Raw genomic sequence first — 16,540 nt, 5'->3', positions numbered from 1 at the left:
TATCACTCGAAATCGAGTTCCGTCGCGCCTACGAACGAGTCATCGACCTGAATGTCGAGCGCGCCATCACGTGTGATGGCGGGTCGGGTTTCGTCCGCGAACACGACGCTTCTCTCGCCCGAAACTTCCCTTTGGCGACCTAAATACTTTTCTTCACAACCTCGGACCGTCCCGCTTATACCGCGGACGAACACGCCGACGGAATCGCCGTGCACGTCGTCGATGCAGGCCAGCACCGCCCGGGCCTCGTCCGTGTGCCCCCGACGAACCCGAACCAGCGCCTCACCGTCTCCGTCCTCGAAATCGAAGGAGAACACCGTCAGGTCCGCGTCCGCGCTTCCGGCGTCGCCGAGGAGGTTCTGCGCGGCGAACCAGATGCTCCGCTGGAACGACCGGCGGTCGATGTTCGCGTCGGGCCACGCTTCGAGTCCGACCGCGAGATACCGCCAGTGGGGCCGGATGTGCTTCGGGAGGTGTTTCATTCGAGGTTCTGACGGACGTTGGGCGGCGGTGGATTTGAATGGCCTGCTCTCGCGTCGGGTAGTAAGAATCGAGTCCGGTTCCGGAGACCTCAGGTGCGTTCGGCGACCAGCACGCCGACCTGTTCGTGCACCCGCTCGACGGCGGTCAGGGAGAATCCGTTGTCGGTCAGCACGTCGGCCAGATGCCCGACGGTCGAGGGGTCGTCCACTTCGGGGCTGTAAAACGGTTCCTTGGGGTCGGGGAGGCCGAAGAACATCACGTCGCCGAGGACGAACTTTCTCGGGCCGAGTTCCGCGATGGCCTCGATTGCTTCGCGCTTCTCCTCGTCGGAGAGGTGGTGCATGGCGAAGTTGGAGACGACGATATCGACCTCGCCGTCCACGTTCGGGTCCCGGAACCGTCCCTCGCCGAACTCGACGTTCTCGATGCCGTTTTCCTCGGCCTTCGTTCGCGCTTCGTCCAACATCCCCTCGCTGATGTCGCGGCCGATAACGCGCTCTGCGCCGGGAGCGAGAGCGAGGGCGATTGCGCCCGTGCCGGTCCCCAAATCGAGGACGGTATCGTTCGCTCCGGGGTCCGCGTGATCCACGACGAGCGAGACGCAGGCGCGGTACTCCTCGCTGTCCTGTGAATCGTCGTAGTCGCCCGCGATGTCGGAAAATCGGTTCGCGTGTTCCTCAATCGTCTTCTTCATACCGGCCACGTTTCACGCCGGGGGCAATGAAATCGTCGGAGCGAATCGTCCGGTTTCGCTCGGCGAGGCGACCCCACTCCCGGAGCCCGTCCTCGATTTGCTCGGGGGAGAAGCCGACCACTTCCCCGACGGCTTTCAGTTCGCGGGGACCGCGGAGGTGGAGGTGCGAGGTGGGGTCGCCGCTGACGACGAACGGCGCGCCGTATTTGACGACCAGTTCGCGGAGTTTGCGGAGGTCCTGTATCGCCTGCACCCGCGGCCCGCCGTCGGCGCGGAGGATGCGCGACAGGTTGAACTCCACCCGGACGCCGTGTTCGGCGGCGGCCTTCGCCAGCACGTGGTTGAAATCGCCGCGGCCGCGCATCGGGTGAGCCAGCACGTCGATGCGCTCCTCCTCGACGGCGAAGCGGTTGAGTTTGTTCGTCCCACCGTGGAGCAGGAGTATCGTCGTCTTCGGGCGGAAGTTGCCGACGTGACCGCTGGCCTGCGACGGGTTGTCGGCGCGGATTTCGAGGCCGTCAACGACGTCCACGTCGTAGGCGTCGCTGACCCGCTCGGCGTCGAATTCGGCTCGGGAGTCGCCGTGGTTGCGGACGACGATGCCGTCGAACCCGTAGTCGGCGGCCGTGGCGGCGAAGCGTGCGACGGTACCCTCCCCATCCGGGACGGCGTGGACGCCCTCGTACATTCTCGTGTTCGGGTCCGCGGCGGCGAGACTTGGCGCTTGCGACTCGGACCGCGAACGCGGACCGCTCGGTCTGAGTCGGAACTGATTAGCCGTTCCAGTGACACCGGAGAGGTAAGCCCAAGGGGTTTTAGCGTCTCAACCCGAAAGGCCGGAAGGTTCAGTAACAGAATGGACAGCCACCCACCGACCTCCGCGACCGCCGACACGCCCTCCGAGGCAGACCTTGAGTGGTGCCACCAGGCCGTTCAAGGCGTCTCCCGGACGTTTGCCATCACCATCGACCTCCTCGATGCGCCGATGGCCGATGCCATCTGTGTCGGATATCTCCTCTGTCGTGTCGCCGATACCATCGAGGACGCGGGCCACATTCCGCCCGCCGAGCAGACGCGTCTGCTCTACCAGTACGACGCCGTCCTCGACCCGACCGATTCGACGACGATAGACGAGTTCCGTGAGGACGTGGACGAGTGGATACCGGACGACGACGGCGACGACGCCGATTGGTCGGTAGTCGCACACGCGCCCCGAATCGTGGCGACGTTCGACACGTGTTCCCCGTCCGTCCGGAACGCTGTTCGACCGCCCGTTCGGGAACTCGTCGGCGGGATGGCGATGTTCGTCGAACGCCACGCCGACGAGGGCGGCCTTCGAATCGGGACGCGCGCGGAACTGGAGGAGTACTGCTACTACGTCGCCGGAACCGTCGGCGAACTCATCACGAACCTCGTCTGTCGGGACGCGGATTCAGCACAAGCGAACCGCCTCCGCGAAACGTCGGAGTCGTTCGCCCTCCTCCTGCAACTCGTCAACGTCACCAAGGACGTGTACGTCGATTACCACGACGAGAACAACGTCTACCTGCCGGAGACGTGGCTCGAAGACGCCGACGTTCCGCAGGACGACCTCTGTGACCCCGAACACAGCGACGACGTTGCCGCCGTCGTCGAACGAACCGCCGACCACGCTCACAGTTTCACCGACGACGCTCAGACGTATTTGGAGAGCATGCCGCGCGAACGGGGCAACCGTCTCGTCGCGTGGACGATTCCGTACCTCCTCGCAGTCGGCACTCTCCGCGAAGTGCGAAAGCGCCCGGAGGACGCGCTTCGCCGGGCGGGAATCAAGGTCTCGCGCGAGGAAGTGCACGCTCTCATCTCCTCGCTCGCCGGTGGCGTCGAACGCGACGCTCTCGGCGACTTGCGCCGAACGATTTCCGAGCGGCCATTCCACCTGTCCTGATTTTCGGCCGTCCATCGGCATCAGTTCGCCCCCGGTACGAGGTAATCTCAAGACGGGAACTCCTTTCAGAAGAGCCACATCTTCGGACAGACTTATCTGGTTTTGTGCTGTATTTTTCGTTCTTGCAATAAATGACAGAACGCCGCCCTCCCCGAACCGAACGAATCGACTCCCAAACGACTTCCGCGCGGTCGAAATCGAACCAATCGGCAGGTGAACGCTGATGCGGTCCCGGATTCCCGTCCTCCTCACGGTTTGTCTCGTGCTCGCCGCCATCAGCGGGTGTGTCGGCCAAGCGCCGAGCAACGGTGCCGGTTCGGGGTCGCCGACGAAGACGACCGAAACGACCCAAACCGCGTCGTTCAGCGACGCCAAGGCCCACGAGGTCGTGGACGACATCCGCGCGAAACAGCGGAACATCAGCACGTACCACGCCGTCGAAGTGGAGAAGCGCACGTATCACCTTTCGAACGGAAGCACGTACTCCCGGACGCGCAAGATAGACACCACGAAGAAGTACGTCGATGGGGCGATGCTCCAGCGACGGGAGTACTTCTCGCCGCGTTCGAGAACGGTCATCGAGAACGAGACGAGTTTCATCACCTACGATAGAGCCAACGGCACGTACCGCGTGGGTAACCGACGTAGCGGCGGCCCGAAGCACTACTTCATCAGCGGTATCTACGAGGCGCGAAACGAGTTCGAGGCCGCCTTCGAGGACGACTCGCTTTCGTACCGCGGTACGACGACCGTCCTCGGTCACGAAGTGTACGTCATCGAGTTCGACAATCCCAAAGACCCGAAGAACGCCTCGTGGTACACGTCGAAGTTCTGGATAGACACCGAATCGGGCGCGCTCGTCAAGAGCAAGACCGACTACCCGGTACCGTTCGAGAGGACGCTCGCCGAACTCAAAAACGGGCGACCGACGAAGGGAACCACGTCGGACGACGGGGCGGTCATCAAAAACGCGACGGTCGTCTTCACCTACGAGAACCTCTCCGTGAACGAGGACCTGCCAGAAGGAACGTTCGAACCGCCGGAGAACGCCACCAGGAACGGTCGGTAGGGTTCCAGGCTCACATTTTCCGTCGCCGTTCAGTTTTCGTCGCCGTTCAGTACTCGTAGAAGCCCTTCCCCGTCTTCTTGCCGAGGTCGCCCGCGTCCACTTTGCGCTTCAGCAGGTAGGCGGGTTTGTATCGGTCGCCGAGTTCCTCGAACAGGGTCTGGCTGGCGTCGAGACAGATGTCGAGTCCGATGTGGTCGGCGAGCGTGAGCGGACCCATCGGGACGTTCGTTCCGAGCGTCATTCCCTTGTCGATGTCCTCCTTGTCGGCGACGCCCTCGTCGTAGGCGCGGATGCCCTCGTTGATCCACGGCATGAGGATGCGGTTGGTGACGAAGCCGGGTTTGTCGTCGGACTCCCACGTCTCCTTGCCGAGTTCCTCCGCGAGGTCGTGGGCGAGCGTCACCACGTCGTCGTCCGTCTTCTCGCCGACGACGAGTTCGACGCCCTTCATGATGGGAACGGGGTTCATGAAGTGCAGACCGACGATTTGCTCCTCGCGGTCGGTCACGCTGGCGATGGTCGTGATGGAGAGCGTGCTGGTGTTCGTGGCGAGCACGACCTCTTCGGGGAGCGCCTCGTCCAACTCCGCGAAGATGTCCTGTTTGATGTCCATGTTCTCGACGGCGGCCTCGACGACGAAATCGCAGTCCGCGAGGTCGTCGAGTTCGGTCGTGCCCGTGATTCGGTCGAGTACCTCGTCGGCCTCCTCCTGACTCATCTTCTCCTTTCCGACGAATCTGTCGAGACTCCCTTCGATGGTGTCGAACCCGTTTTCCACGAACTCCGCTTTGATGTCGCGCATAACCACGTCGAACCCGTTCTCGGCGGCGACTTGCGCGATGCCGCTGCCCATGGTACCTGCGCCAACTACGCCGATGCTGTCGATATCGGAAAGCGTCCGCATGGTGGCGAGTGCTCCGGGGACGGTTGTAAGGATAGCGGAACGAAAGCGAAGGAAGAAATATGTTGACACAGTAACGATTCGAACAGGTCGGATGGCGAAACATTCAAGATGAGCGAGTGGGAGAAAGAAATGAATCGGTGAGGGCCGTGACGGAAAACGAGACACGCAAAGCGGACGTGACCGAAACGACGGACGTGAAATTCGTCGGACCAGCGACGGCGGCGGTTATCGACGACGCGTCGTTCGGCGTCGAAGCCATCCAAAACCGAACCGTCTCCTACGAGATGCTCCGCGAAGCGGGCGTCAATCCCGGCGTCGCCGGTCGTCTGCGGCGCGAACACTCCCTGTCGTGGTCCTTCGAATCCGGCAACGACCTGACCGACAGGTCCACGCAAGTTCGTGGCCTCCAGGACGAAGAGCGGGCGTGGATTGCCGCCAGTTCCGGCGACTGGGAGCGTGAGACGCCCGAAACCGCCACGACGGACGGGAGCGGCGAGGCTGAAGCGGAGGAGGCGGCGTGGCGCGACCGAAGTAGCCCCGACCCCGTAACCGACGTGCCGGAAATCGACGACCGCCTCGCGGACGAACTCGCGGAAGCGGGCATCACCTCGGTTCGAAGCCTCGCCATCGCCAACCCGGAGCGCGTCGCCGACTCGCTTTCGTTCGACCGGAATCGAGTTACTAAATGGCGCGACTCGGCCCACGAATTGCTGTGAATTTACTACTATTGTAGTCTTCAATATACTCGATAGGACTCCCGAGATGGCCGAAAACGGGCATTCCGCTCTGCGCGCGACCAGTACACTCATATACGTCGTGGGCGCAGTTCGGGACGATGATTCCGCTGACTGACTCGCAAGTCACGCGAGACGGCAAAGCACTCATTCTCGCAATGGACCACGGACTGGAGCACGGACCCTCCGCCGACTTCGGTTCCGTCCCGGACACGCTTAACCCCGAGAAGATCTTCGAAACCGCGACGCACGATGCGGTGACCTGTCTCGCGGTCCAGAAAGGTATCGCCGAGACCTACTACCCCTCCTACGACGACGACGTGAACCTGCTCGCCAAGCTCAACGGGACGAGCAACCTCTGGACGGGCGAACCGTACTCGCCGCAGAACTGGACGGTCGATTACGCCGCCGAACTCGGCGCGGACGCCGTCGGCTACACCGTCTACTCCGGTTCGAACCACGAGTGCGACATGTACGAGGACTTCCGCGACATACAGGAGCGGGCACACCGCGAATACGACATGCCCGTCGTCATGTGGTCGTACCCCCGCGGACAGGGACTCAAGAACGACACCAAAGAGAGCGTCATCGCCTACGCGACCCGAATCGCGCTCGAAATCGGCGCGGACATGGCGAAGGTCAAGTACCCCGGAACGCGCGAGTCGATGGAATGGGCCGTCAAATCCGCCGCCGACATGCCCGTCGTCATGAGCGGTGGGTCGAAGACCAGCGACTACGAGTTCCTCTCCAGCGTCGAAGCCGTAATGGACGCTGGCGGTTCCGGACTCGCCGTCGGACGGAACGTCTGGCAGCGTGACGACCCCGAGCGCATCCTCGACGCGCTCGAAAAGGTCATCTTCGAGGGCGCAACGGCCGACGAAGCGCTCTAACGATGGAGACGGTTGATACAATCCTCGCGACCGTCGCGGCCGCCGCGCCGGAAATCCGTGGCGGTCTCACCGGTCGCCGTCGGAAGGCCGACGAGGAGAACCCCAGCGGGGAAATCCAGATGGCCGCGGACGTGTGGGCCGACGAGCACCTCGAAGCCGAGTTGACCGCCATCGAGGGCGTCGGCGAGTTCGCCAGCGAGGAGCGCGAGCACGTCGTCGATTGCGGCGAGGGACTGTCGGTCGCCATCGACCCCCTCGACGGGTCGTCCAACCTCAAATCGAACAACTCGATGGGGACCATCGTCGGAATCTACGATGTGCCGCTCCCGGCGAAGGGAACGGACCTCGTCGCGTCGGCGTTCGTCCTCTTCGGACCCATCACGACGATGATGGTCGCCCGCGACGGGTCCGTGACGGAGTACGTCATAGAGGACGGCGAACAACGAGTCGTTACCGAGGACGTTACGCTCCCGGACGACCCCACGGTCTACGGCTTCGGCGGCCGCGTCCCGGACTGGCCCGAGGCGTTCACCGCCTACGCCCGCGACGTCGAGGACGAACTCAAACTGCGCTACGGCGGCGCGATGATCGGCGACGTGAACCAAGTGCTGACCTACGGCGGCGTGTTCGCCTACCCCGGCCTCGAATCGCGCCCCGAGGGAAAACTCCGCCTCCAGTTCGAGGGGAACCCGATGGCGTACATCATCGAGTCCGCCGGTGGCCGCTCCTCCGACGGCGAGCAATCGATTCTCGACGTGACGCCGGAGGAACTCCACCAGCGAGTGCCGCTGCACATCGGTAACGCGGAACTCATCGACCGCCTCGAATCGGCGCTGTAACGCTCCGCTCCGTTTTTTCCCGTCCCACTCGTGCGACGACGAGTTACGTCCCGGCCGTCGTATTCGTCACTGGCCTCGTCGTTACTGGCGTTGCTGGCGTCGTTTGTGGACCCGTCGTCGCAACCGTGGTCGGACCGGCGGTCGCAGTCGGTCCGCTGACGGTCGTCTGTGGCACCGTCGTTTGCGGAATTCCGCCGACCTGCCGGATGCACGCCTGCACGTCGTCCTGCTGTGCCGTCGCGACCTGCTGGCCGTTCGAATCGAAGACCGTCGCGTTGACGAAGACGTACCCGGAGACGTTGAGGTCGGCCGTCGTGTTCGTCCACGTGGTGGTTCCGTTCGGCGCTCGCTCGAAGTCCGCCGCCGAGACGTTCCGCGTCACCAGCACGGCGGACTGCGGGTTCGAGGCGTTCACCAACACCGCCTCGACCCGGTAGTCCGCGGGTTGGGTCGCGTTCGCCGTGATTCTCGTACACGTCAGGTTCACCGTGAGCGGTGGGGTCGGCGGTGCGGTGGTCGTAGTTGTCGTGGTCGTCGTGGCGTTCGGTGTGGTGGTCGTAGTCGGCGCAGCGGTCGTAGTAGTCGCCGGGGTCGGCGGAGTCGTGGTGACGTTCGTGGTGGGTGTGGTCGTCGTGACAGTTGGTGTCGTGGTGGTGACGTTCGTGGTCGTCGGTGTCGAAGTGGTCGTGGTGGTCGCCGAAGTCGTCGTCGGGGTTGCCGCCGGAGTCGTCGTAGTCGCACCCGACGTCGTGGTCGGTTGCGTCGGCGTCGGTTCCCCGCTCGCCTCGCTTCGGGCGGTTTCACGGAGGGTCTCCGGCGGGACGTTTTCCTCCGTCTGGAGGCGGGTTTCGGCCTGTGAAATCCCGGAGCGTGCGGTCTGTTGTATCTGACCCGCGTCGTTCACGTCCCGCTGTTTGGCAGCCTGCGTCGCACCCGCGGCCGCGCCGAACGACGCCGCTTGCACCTGCCGGACGCTCGCTCGCTGGATTTGCGTGACTCCGCCGGTCGCCGCTCCGCGTGACGCGGCCTGAATCTGCGTCACGGTCGCCTGCTGGCTCTGGGAAATCGCGCCGCCCGCCGCGCCGCTCGTCGCCGCTTGCACCTGCCGGACGGAGACTTGCTGGCGTTGGCTCGCCGTGACGCCGCCCGCACACGCCCCTCGCGCCGCGGCCTGCACTTGGGTGACGCTCACCCGCTGATTCTGCGTGATGGCACCCGACGCCGCGCCGAGGCAGGCCGACTGAATCTGCGTGATTCGAACGGTCTGCACCTGCGTGATGCCTCCCTGTGCCGCCCCTTTCGCGGCGGCGTGTATCTGCTGGACGTTCACGACCTGTTTCTGGACGGCACCCTGCACCGCGCCTTGTGCCGACCCCTGTGCGACGATCTGTATCTGAACGATGCTGACGACCTGTATCTGCGTGACGCTCAACGCGCCGACCGCCGCGCCGCGACACGCCGCCTGTATCTGCTCGACCGACGCCTGCTGGACCTGCTTGAGTCCGCCACTTACGGCACCCTGCGCCGCGACCTGAATCTGCGTCACGGTCACTTGCTGAACCTGCGAGACGGCACCGGCCGCCGCACCGCGAGTCGCCGCCTGTATCTGTTCGACGCTCACCTGCTGACGTTGCGTGACGCCGCCCCGAGCAGCGCCCATCGCGGCGACTTGCACCTGCTTCGCGTTCGCGCGTTGGGCTTGGACCGCCCCGCTCGCAGCTCCGCGGGTCGCCGCCTGTATCTGTTCGACCGAGGCGCTCTGTCGCTGGTCGAGCGCGCCGAACGCGGCCCCCTGCCCGGCCTCCTGAATCTGGGAGACGCTGGCCTTTTGATTCCCGGTTGCGCCGGTCGCCGCTCCCTGTGCAGCGCCGCGGGCGGCGGCCTGCACCTGCGAGACGGTCGCCCGCTGGCTTCCTGCGGCCGCGCCGTGACCCGCGCCGAACGCGGCGGCCTGCACTTGGGAGACGTTGGCCTGCTGTACCTGCGTGGTCGCACCGGTCGTCGCGCCGCGCGTCACCGACTGAATCTGGGTCACGTTCACCCGCTGACTCTGAAGCAGGACACCGTGTGCGGCACCGCGGGCGGCGGCCTGCACTTGGGCGACGGACGCCTGCTGATTCTGGGAGACCGCCTGTGCCGCGCCTTCGATGGCGGCCTGTCGTTGCTGTTGCGTGATGGTGACGCCCTGTCGCTGTGCCAGCGCCGCCCCCTGAACGGCCCCGCGGGTCGCGGCCTGCTCACTGTCTGACTGGTTCGCTCCTGTCTGCTGGAGGAGCCTCTCCGAACTCCCGCTCGCCGATAACAGCGGGAGCGTTCGTGTGGATTCCGACGATTGGTCGCGGGGCGCATCGGACTGTTTCGAAATCGAAACGACCCCGAGACTCGCGGTGCTGACGAGGATAAGGAGGGTGAGGCCAACCGCGAGGCCGGTGCGTGTACGTCGAGTCATGAGATACGACCTGCACGCCGGAAATCCATGTTAACAGATGGCATTGTTAATTCCGTTCTTCGAACCACCGACCTCGGTTGAGGATTCCCGAAGGGTCGCAGTCGCCAATACCGAAAGTAGTCACAGCGAACTATCGCGGTAATCTCGATTTCGAAGCATCGAATCCCGTCACCGCACCACCCCGAATCTATTCGGTGTCTAATTCATTAGAAATAAAACTCTTGGGGCCGGTGATTTCATTTTCGCTGCCAGTTTTCTAGGTGTCTAGATTCACCATTCTTTATCTATGCTGGTCAACTGCTCTTGAGCGTCGCATGAGCAACGAGTCACCCTACCGTGACGACTCGGGGAACCGTCCGTCGAGTCATCCATCCCACGTACTTCGCGCTGAGCCAGCAGTGAGCAGACCGTCGTTCGATGACATCTTCGAACTGCTGTCGGATAAGCGACGACGATACGCCATCCACTATCTCTCGACGACAGCGGACGGCGTAGCGACGCTTTCTGATCTCGTCGAACAGGTCGTTACGTGGGAGACCGAAACATCGGCCAACGACGTCCCTGACGACTACCGTCGCCGCGTCGAGGCATCGCTTCACCACACACACCTCCCGAAACTCGCTGACGCGAACATCATCGACTACGATGCACGGAGTGAATCGCTTCGGTACTGGGGTCAACCCGTACTCGAAGAGTACGCGGAGCACGTCGCGGCCATGGAACTGCCCGACCAGTAACTGCCTTCGATTTCACTCCGCGCTACCCCTACCCTCGCAGACGCTTCTGGCTCTCCCCATCGTTTTTCCTCGGGACGGATGCGAAAATGTTGCCGCGATAGAAAGGGAAAACGGTTTGAAATCGCCTCACGGATTCACATTCATGAAAGTTCGTATCGGTAAGGAGGCGACCGACGAGGAAGCCTCGGCAATCGCCAGCGCGCTCGCCAAGCACGTCGGCAGCGAGGTGGAAGTGTTCGTCGGCGACGCGGACGAACCGACCGCCACGTGGAGCGACCCCGGTGAGCCGCCGGAGGATGACCTCGGGCCGACGGAGCGCGAGGAACTCCTCTGGGAAGAGATCGAGGACATCGAGTCGGGCGGGAAAGAGAAGTACAAAGAACGCCTCTCGGAGAAGGGCAAACTGTTCGTCCGCGACCGACTCGACCTCTGGTTCGGGGACGATGGTCTGAAGTTCGAAGATGGTCGATTCGCCGAGTTCGACGCGGACGACCGACTGCCCGCCGACGGTCTCATCACCGGTGCGGCGGAGTTCGAGAACCGCGACCTCCACTTCATGGCGAACGACTTCACGGTCAAAGCCGGAAGCATGGCAGCGAAGGGGGTCGAGAAGTTCCTCCGCATGCAACAGCGGGCGCTCCAGAACGGCAAACCCGTTCTCTACCTGATGGACTCCTCCGGCGGCCGAATCGACCAGCAGTCCGGGTTCTTCGCCAACCGCGAGGGTATCGGCAAGTACTACTACAACCACTCGATGCTCTCCGGTCGCGTGCCACAGATCTGTGTCCTCTACGGGCCGTGTATCGCGGGGGCGGCCTACACCCCGGTTTTCGCGGACTTCACCATCATGGTCGAGGAGATGTCGGCGATGGCCATCGCCTCCCCGCGGATGGTGCAGATGGTGACGGGCGAGGACATCAGCATGCAGGACCTCGGCGGCGCGAACATGCACGCCGAACACTCCGGGAGCGCCGACCTCGTGGCGCGCGACGAGGAACACGCCCGCGAACTCGTTTCCGACCTCATCACGTACCTGCCCGACAAGGCTCACGAGAAACCGCCGCGGAGCGAGCCGAAAGCCCCCGAACTGTCTCCCGAGGGAATCGACGGGGTAATCCCCGACAGCCCGAACCGCGCCTACGACATGACCGACCTGATAGACCGCGTGGTGGACGCGGACTCCTACTTCGAACTCAGGCCGGACTTCGGCGGCGAAATTATCACCTCCTTCGCGCGAATCGACGGGCGACCCGTCGGCATCGTCGCCAATCAACCGGCACAGCGCTCCGGGGCCATCTTCCCCGACGCCGCCGAGAAGGCCGCCGAGTTCATCTGGAAGTGCGACGCGTTCGAGATTCCGCTCCTCTACCTCTGTGACACGCCGGGCTTCATGGCGGGGTCGCAGGTGGAAAAGGACGCGATTCTGGAAAAAGGGAAGAAGATGATTTACGCCACCTCTTCCTCCACCGTTCCGAAACTCTCCGTCGTCGTTCGGAAGGCCTACGGTGCGGGTATCTACGCCATGTCCGGCCCGGCCTACGACCCGCAGAGCGTCATCGCGCTCCCGTCGGGTGAAATCGGCATCATGGGACCGGAAGCCGCCATCAACGCCGTCTACGCGAACAAACTGAACGCCATCGACGACGAAGACGAACGCGCCCAGCGCGAGCAGGAACTCCGCGAGGAGTACCGCGAGGACATCGACGTCCACCGTATGGCGAGCGAGATGGTCATCGACGACATCGTTCCGCCGAGCACCCTCCGCGAGGAACTCGTCCAGCGCTACGACTTCTACGCGGGCTTGGAGAAGGACCTGCCGGACAAGAAACACGGTACGATTTTGTAAGCCGAACGGCTTCGAGGGTTTAGCCCCTCTCTAAGCCGGATAAGCCGGTTCATAATAAAGCACCGTTCCGCCGTGCGTGTGGATGACGTGGAATTCCCGCGCCATCATCCATGAGCCATCAGCAGTTCTCCTACCGGTATCAGCGCACGGACTGGTTCGATTTCGGCGGCATCGAGCGATTGCTCTGGGCCGTCGTCATCCTCGCACTCGTCGGGGATTTACTCACGACGTACGCCGGGTTGCAGGCGGGGCTCACCGAATCGAACCCGGTCGCACGCCACGCACTCGGCCAGTTCGGCTTCCTCTCGCTCGTCGGGTTGAAGGCGTTCGCGCTCGGCGTGGGGTTCGTCGGGCGGACGTTGATTCCGCGGGAGTACGTGGCGCTCGTCCCGGCGGGCCTCGCCCTCCCGTGGCTGTTCGCCGTGGTCGTGAACCTCTCACTGTTCTTCCATTAGGGTTTCTTGAGCGAGAGCACCGTCCGCTCGAACTCGCAAACCAGCGTTTCGTCGTCTCCATCGACTTTGAAGACCTCGACCTTCATGGTGACGACGCCGCGCTCGCCGTCGCTCGTCTCGCGCTTGTCCGTGACGGTGGACTGGGCGCGAATGGTGTCCCCGTGGAACACCGGCTCGGGGTGTGAGACGTTATCGTACGAGAGGTTGGCGACGATGGTGCCGTCGGTCGTGTCCGGAATCGAAACGCCCACCGCCACGCTCATCGTGTACAGTCCGTTGACCAACCGTTCGCCGAACTGGGTGTCCGCCGCGAAGTCGGCGTCCAAGTGGAGCGGCTGTTGGTTCATCGTCATATCACAGAACCGCTGATTGTCGCTCTCGCTGATAGTTCTCCGCTTTTCGTGTTCGATGGTTTGGCCCACTTCGAACTCCTCGTAGTACAGTCCCGTCATGCGAACTCCTGCGATGAGTGGGGGAAAAATCCTGTCGGTCTGGAGGCGATTGTCACGACCGTTTCGACTGTTGCACGCCCGATGGTCGGGTGTAAGCGGTTCATAACAAAGTAGATAGTATTCGAACGAAGTGATAATCAGACCAACATCAAGTCAGTGATGAAACATGGAGGGAGAGGACACGCGACGGACGACAGCGGGGAATCGTGACGGAAAACAGACTAGAACACCGTCGGAGTTCGGGGGGACGGGACGACGTGACGCGTTCGATAGAAACGCGACCGGCGAGTTTCAGTTCGACCAGGTGGTTCGACGCGGCGAGACCACGATTTCGCGGAGCGTCGAATGGTCGTCCGAACGGTCTACGACGACCGACGAAGCGTCCTCGGAGGGGCGAACCACGTTCATATCCGACGGCGGTGTCGATGCTCCGGATTCGTCACGAGCGTCCGCCGACGCCGGTATCGACGCCGAGCCGGAGACCCAAAGCGGGACGTCCTCCTCCGACGTCGAGACGGAGCGGACGGCACCGATAGCTCCGACGGACGACAGCAGGCGCGCCCACGCGCGCTGGTACGCCCAAGTCGGCGGTCCGGTCGAAACCTCGCCCGTCGTCAGGGACGGGTCCGTGTACGTCGGAACCGAGAACGGGTTCGTCTGTCGTATCGACCGACGGGACGGCGTGAGCGACTGGCTGTTTCAGGCGGCCAACGCGGTGGGGTCGCCGGTGCCGGGCCCGGAGTTGACCTACGTCGGCGACCGAAACGGGAACCTGTTCGCCCTCGACGGAGCGAGCGGGGCGCGGGAATGGACCTTCGAGGCCGACGCGGGCGTGGAGGTGTCGCCGGTACTGCTCGGCGATACGCTCTACGTCGCGGCGCGGGACGGGCAGGTGTCCGCGCTCGACGCCGTGACCGGCGAGCAAACCGCGTCGTTCCGGAGTCCGGCGCGGGCGCTCACGTCGGTGCGAATCGCGGGCGGAAGCCTCTACGCGACCGGACTCGACGGCGGCCTGTTCGCCCACGACCTGGACGGCGGGGACGAACGCTTCCGCTTCGCGCCGTCTCTCGCCATCGCTGGCGCACCCGCGGTCATCGGCGACACGGCGTACGTCGGGACCGTTGACGGTGACCGCATCTACGCGCTCGACGCCGAGACGGGCGAGATGGAGTGGCGGTACGAAGCCGACGACGGCATCTGGTCGTCGCCCGCCGTCGGGGACGGCATCGTCTACGTCGGCTGTGCGGACGGGAGCGTCTTGGCGCTCGACGCGCGGGACGGGGCCGTTCGGTGGCGCGTCCAAACCGGCGCACGCGTGTGGGGGTCGCCCGTCGTCACGGACGAACTGGTGTACGTCTGCAACGACGACGGACTACTGCTCGCCCTCGACCGGGCCGACGGTCGTCTCCGGTGGCATTTCCGGGCCCACGATTCGTTGGTCGGCGCGCCAGCGGTGGGGAGCGATGCCATCTACGTCGGGGACGTCGCCGGGACGGTCTACGCCCTTCCCCCGTAACCCGTCTCACCTCGCGCGTGTCCCTCTCTCTTTCATGTTCTTTCCCGAACATCGTGCCGTGGTATTGCATAGCGACGCGGTGTCGGATGGTAAGGTCTTTCTCCGGTCGCTTCCGACTAAACGGGCAAGCCTGTCGGAGGCGTCCACACTATGGCATCTACTGGGAAGCAGACCACGGACGAACCGGAAACGGCGGTTGAAACGGCCCGACGACAACTCGAACGCGCTGCGGCGCACCTCGACGTCGACCCCGGCGTCATCGCGCGCCTGAAGCACCCGGACCAAGTGCACCGCGTCTCGGTTCCGCTGAAGCGGGACGACGGCGACACGGAAATCTTCACCGGCTACCGCGCACAGCACGACAGCGTGCGGGGACCGTTCAAGGGCGGCATGCGCTACCACCCCGGCGTGACCGAGGAGGAGTGTATCGGCCTCTCGATGTGGATGACGTGGAAGTGCGCCGTCATGGACCTCCCGTTCGGGGGTGCCAAAGGCGGCATCGTCGTCAATCCGAAGGAGCTCAGCAACGAGGAGAAAGAGCGACTCACGCGCCGGTTCGCCGAGGAACTGCGGGACTTCATCGGCCCGATGCGCGACATCCCGGCCCCCGACATGGGAACCGACGCGCAGGCGATGGCGTGGTTCATGGACGCCTACTCGATGCAGGAAGGCGAAACCCAACCCGGCGTCGTCACCGGCAAGCCGCCGGTTATCGGCGGGTCCTACGGCCGCGAGGAGTCGCCCGGCCGCTCGGTCGCCATCATCGCCCGCGAGGCGTGTGAGTACTACGACTACCCGCTCGAAGACACGACGGTCGCAATCCAAGGGTTCGGGAGCGTCGGCGCGAACGCGGCGCTCTCGCTTCACGAATGGGGCGCGAACGTCGTCGCCGTCTCCGACGTGAACGGCGCGATTTACGACGAGGACGGCCTCGACATCGACCGGATTCCGACCCACGAGGAGGAACCGGAAGCCGTCACGACGTTCGACGGCCACGAGCCGATTCCCAACGAGGAACTCCTCGAACTCGACGTGGACGTGCTCATCCCGGCGGCAATCGGCAACGTCCTGACCGAAGCGAACGCCCGCGACGTGCAGGCGGACATCATCGTCGAGGGTGCGAACGGCCCGACGACGACCACTGCGGACGAAATCTTCGAGAAGCGCGACATCCACGTCATCCCCGACATTCTCGCCAACGCGGGCGGCGTCACCGTCTCGTACTTCGAATGGTTGCAGGACATCAACCGCCGTCAGTGGTCGCTCGAACGCGTCAACGAGGAACTCGAATCCGAGATGCTGAACGCGTGGGACAGCGTGCGCGCCGAAGTCGAAGAGCGCGGCGTGACGTGGCGTGACGCCGCGTACATCGTCGGCCTCTCGCGTATCGCGGACGCCCACAAGGCCCGCGGACTCTGGCCCTAACGCGGTTTCAGTTCGGGCATCGAATCGAGTCGAATACGAACGGAGAAGACGGTCACTTTTTATCGTCGGGTGTACGGTTCCACGGACGCGCCGACGGACACGGCAAGCGCGCTCCACCCA

Annotated in this window: 16 protein-coding genes; 10 read left to right on the top strand and 6 right to left on the bottom strand. The window is 64.0% G+C overall.

Annotated features, from left to right (window positions below):
- Positions 1-2: 2 nt before the first annotated feature.
- The 3 genes from B208_RS0103565 to B208_RS0103555 form a co-directional block, all read right to left on the bottom strand.
- Positions 3-482: an Rpp14/Pop5 family protein gene (locus B208_RS0103565; protein ID WP_007982695.1), complete on the bottom strand. Its 480-nt coding sequence runs from the start codon at positions 480-482 to the stop codon at positions 3-5.
- 89 nt (positions 483-571) lie between these two features.
- Positions 572-1,177 carry a class I SAM-dependent methyltransferase gene (locus B208_RS0103560; protein ID WP_007982697.1) on the bottom strand — a complete coding sequence of 202 codons (606 nt, stop codon included), beginning with the start codon at positions 1,175-1,177 and terminating at the stop codon, positions 572-574.
- On the bottom strand, positions 1,161-1,865 hold the full coding sequence (locus B208_RS0103555) for an RNase P subunit p30 family protein (RefSeq protein WP_007982700.1): 705 nt from the start codon (positions 1,863-1,865) through the stop codon (positions 1,161-1,163). The genes B208_RS0103560 and B208_RS0103555 overlap by 17 nt, the downstream gene beginning before the upstream one ends.
- Positions 1,866-2,033: 168 nt before the next feature.
- On the opposite strand from B208_RS0103555, the gene B208_RS0103550 reads away from it, so the two are divergent.
- Positions 2,034-3,104: a phytoene/squalene synthase family protein gene (locus tag B208_RS0103550; protein ID WP_007982702.1), complete on the top strand. Its 1,071-nt coding sequence runs from the start codon at positions 2,034-2,036 to the stop codon at positions 3,102-3,104.
- Positions 3,105-3,327: 223 nt separating this feature from the next.
- Positions 3,328-4,173 carry a LolA-like protein gene (locus B208_RS0103545; RefSeq protein WP_007982704.1) on the top strand — a complete coding sequence of 282 codons (846 nt, stop codon included), beginning with the start codon at positions 3,328-3,330 and terminating at the stop codon, positions 4,171-4,173.
- A gap of 46 nt (positions 4,174-4,219) precedes the next feature.
- On the opposite strand, the gene B208_RS0103540 is transcribed toward B208_RS0103545, so the two are convergent.
- Positions 4,220-5,077 carry a 3-hydroxyacyl-CoA dehydrogenase family protein gene (locus B208_RS0103540; RefSeq protein WP_007982705.1) on the bottom strand — a complete coding sequence of 286 codons (858 nt, stop codon included), beginning with the start codon at positions 5,075-5,077 and terminating at the stop codon, positions 4,220-4,222.
- A 137-nt stretch (positions 5,078-5,214) separates the two neighbouring features.
- On the opposite strand from B208_RS0103540, the gene B208_RS0103535 reads away from it, so the two are divergent.
- From B208_RS0103535 to B208_RS0103525, 3 genes are all read left to right on the top strand, one after another.
- Entirely contained in the window at positions 5,215-5,793 is a 579-nt protein-coding gene (locus B208_RS0103535) for a DUF7409 domain-containing protein (RefSeq protein WP_232423713.1), read from the top strand.
- 119 nt (positions 5,794-5,912) lie between these two features.
- The gene (locus tag B208_RS0103530; protein ID WP_007982709.1) at positions 5,913-6,701 is read left to right on the top strand and encodes a class I fructose-bisphosphate aldolase; all 789 of its coding nucleotides are present in this window, start codon (positions 5,913-5,915) and stop codon (positions 6,699-6,701) included.
- A 2-nt stretch (positions 6,702-6,703) separates the two neighbouring features.
- A complete protein-coding gene (locus B208_RS0103525) occupies positions 6,704-7,540 on the top strand; it encodes a class 1 fructose-bisphosphatase (RefSeq protein WP_007982712.1) in 837 nt (278 codons plus the stop codon).
- A gap of 43 nt (positions 7,541-7,583) precedes the next feature.
- Here the strand turns inward: B208_RS0103525 and B208_RS0103520 are convergent, their stop codons facing one another.
- The gene (locus tag B208_RS0103520) at positions 7,584-9,989 is read right to left on the bottom strand and encodes a hypothetical protein (protein ID WP_007982714.1); all 2,406 of its coding nucleotides are present in this window, start codon (positions 9,987-9,989) and stop codon (positions 7,584-7,586) included.
- Positions 9,990-10,303: 314 nt separating this feature from the next.
- Here B208_RS0103520 and B208_RS0103515 point away from each other — a divergent pair, with 314 nt between their 5' ends.
- The 3 genes from B208_RS0103515 (at position 10,304) to B208_RS0103505 (ending at position 13,027) form a co-directional block, all read left to right on the top strand.
- On the top strand, positions 10,304-10,726 hold the full coding sequence (locus B208_RS0103515; protein ID WP_232423712.1) for a DUF7344 domain-containing protein: 423 nt from the start codon (positions 10,304-10,306) through the stop codon (positions 10,724-10,726).
- 142 nt (positions 10,727-10,868) lie between these two features.
- Entirely contained in the window at positions 10,869-12,572 is a 1,704-nt protein-coding gene (locus B208_RS0103510; protein ID WP_007982718.1) for an acyl-CoA carboxylase subunit beta, read from the top strand.
- Positions 12,573-12,682: 110 nt separating this feature from the next.
- On the top strand, positions 12,683-13,027 hold the full coding sequence (locus B208_RS0103505; protein WP_007982720.1) for a DUF5658 family protein: 345 nt from the start codon (positions 12,683-12,685) through the stop codon (positions 13,025-13,027).
- On the opposite strand, the gene B208_RS0103500 is transcribed toward B208_RS0103505, so the two are convergent.
- Positions 13,024-13,479, bottom strand: a complete 456-nt coding sequence (locus B208_RS0103500; RefSeq protein WP_007982722.1) for a MaoC family dehydratase — start codon at positions 13,477-13,479, stop codon at positions 13,024-13,026. The genes B208_RS0103505 and B208_RS0103500 overlap by 4 nt on opposite strands.
- A gap of 166 nt (positions 13,480-13,645) precedes the next feature.
- Here B208_RS0103500 and B208_RS0103495 point away from each other — a divergent pair, with 166 nt between their 5' ends.
- Positions 13,646-14,995 carry an outer membrane protein assembly factor BamB family protein gene (locus tag B208_RS0103495; protein ID WP_007982724.1) on the top strand — a complete coding sequence of 450 codons (1,350 nt, stop codon included), beginning with the start codon at positions 13,646-13,648 and terminating at the stop codon, positions 14,993-14,995.
- Positions 14,996-15,145: 150 nt separating this feature from the next.
- Positions 15,146-16,420, top strand: a complete 1,275-nt coding sequence (gene gdhB / locus B208_RS0103490) for a glutamate dehydrogenase GdhB (protein WP_007982726.1) — start codon at positions 15,146-15,148, stop codon at positions 16,418-16,420.
- Positions 16,421-16,540: the final 120 nt, after the last annotated feature.

The sequence above is a fragment of the Haladaptatus paucihalophilus DX253 genome (assembly GCF_000376445.1).
Lineage (GTDB): Archaea > Halobacteriota > Halobacteria > Halobacteriales > Haladaptataceae > Haladaptatus > Haladaptatus paucihalophilus.
Note: the sequence above shows the minus strand (reverse complement) of the source record. Positions and strands in the feature narration are given on the sequence as shown.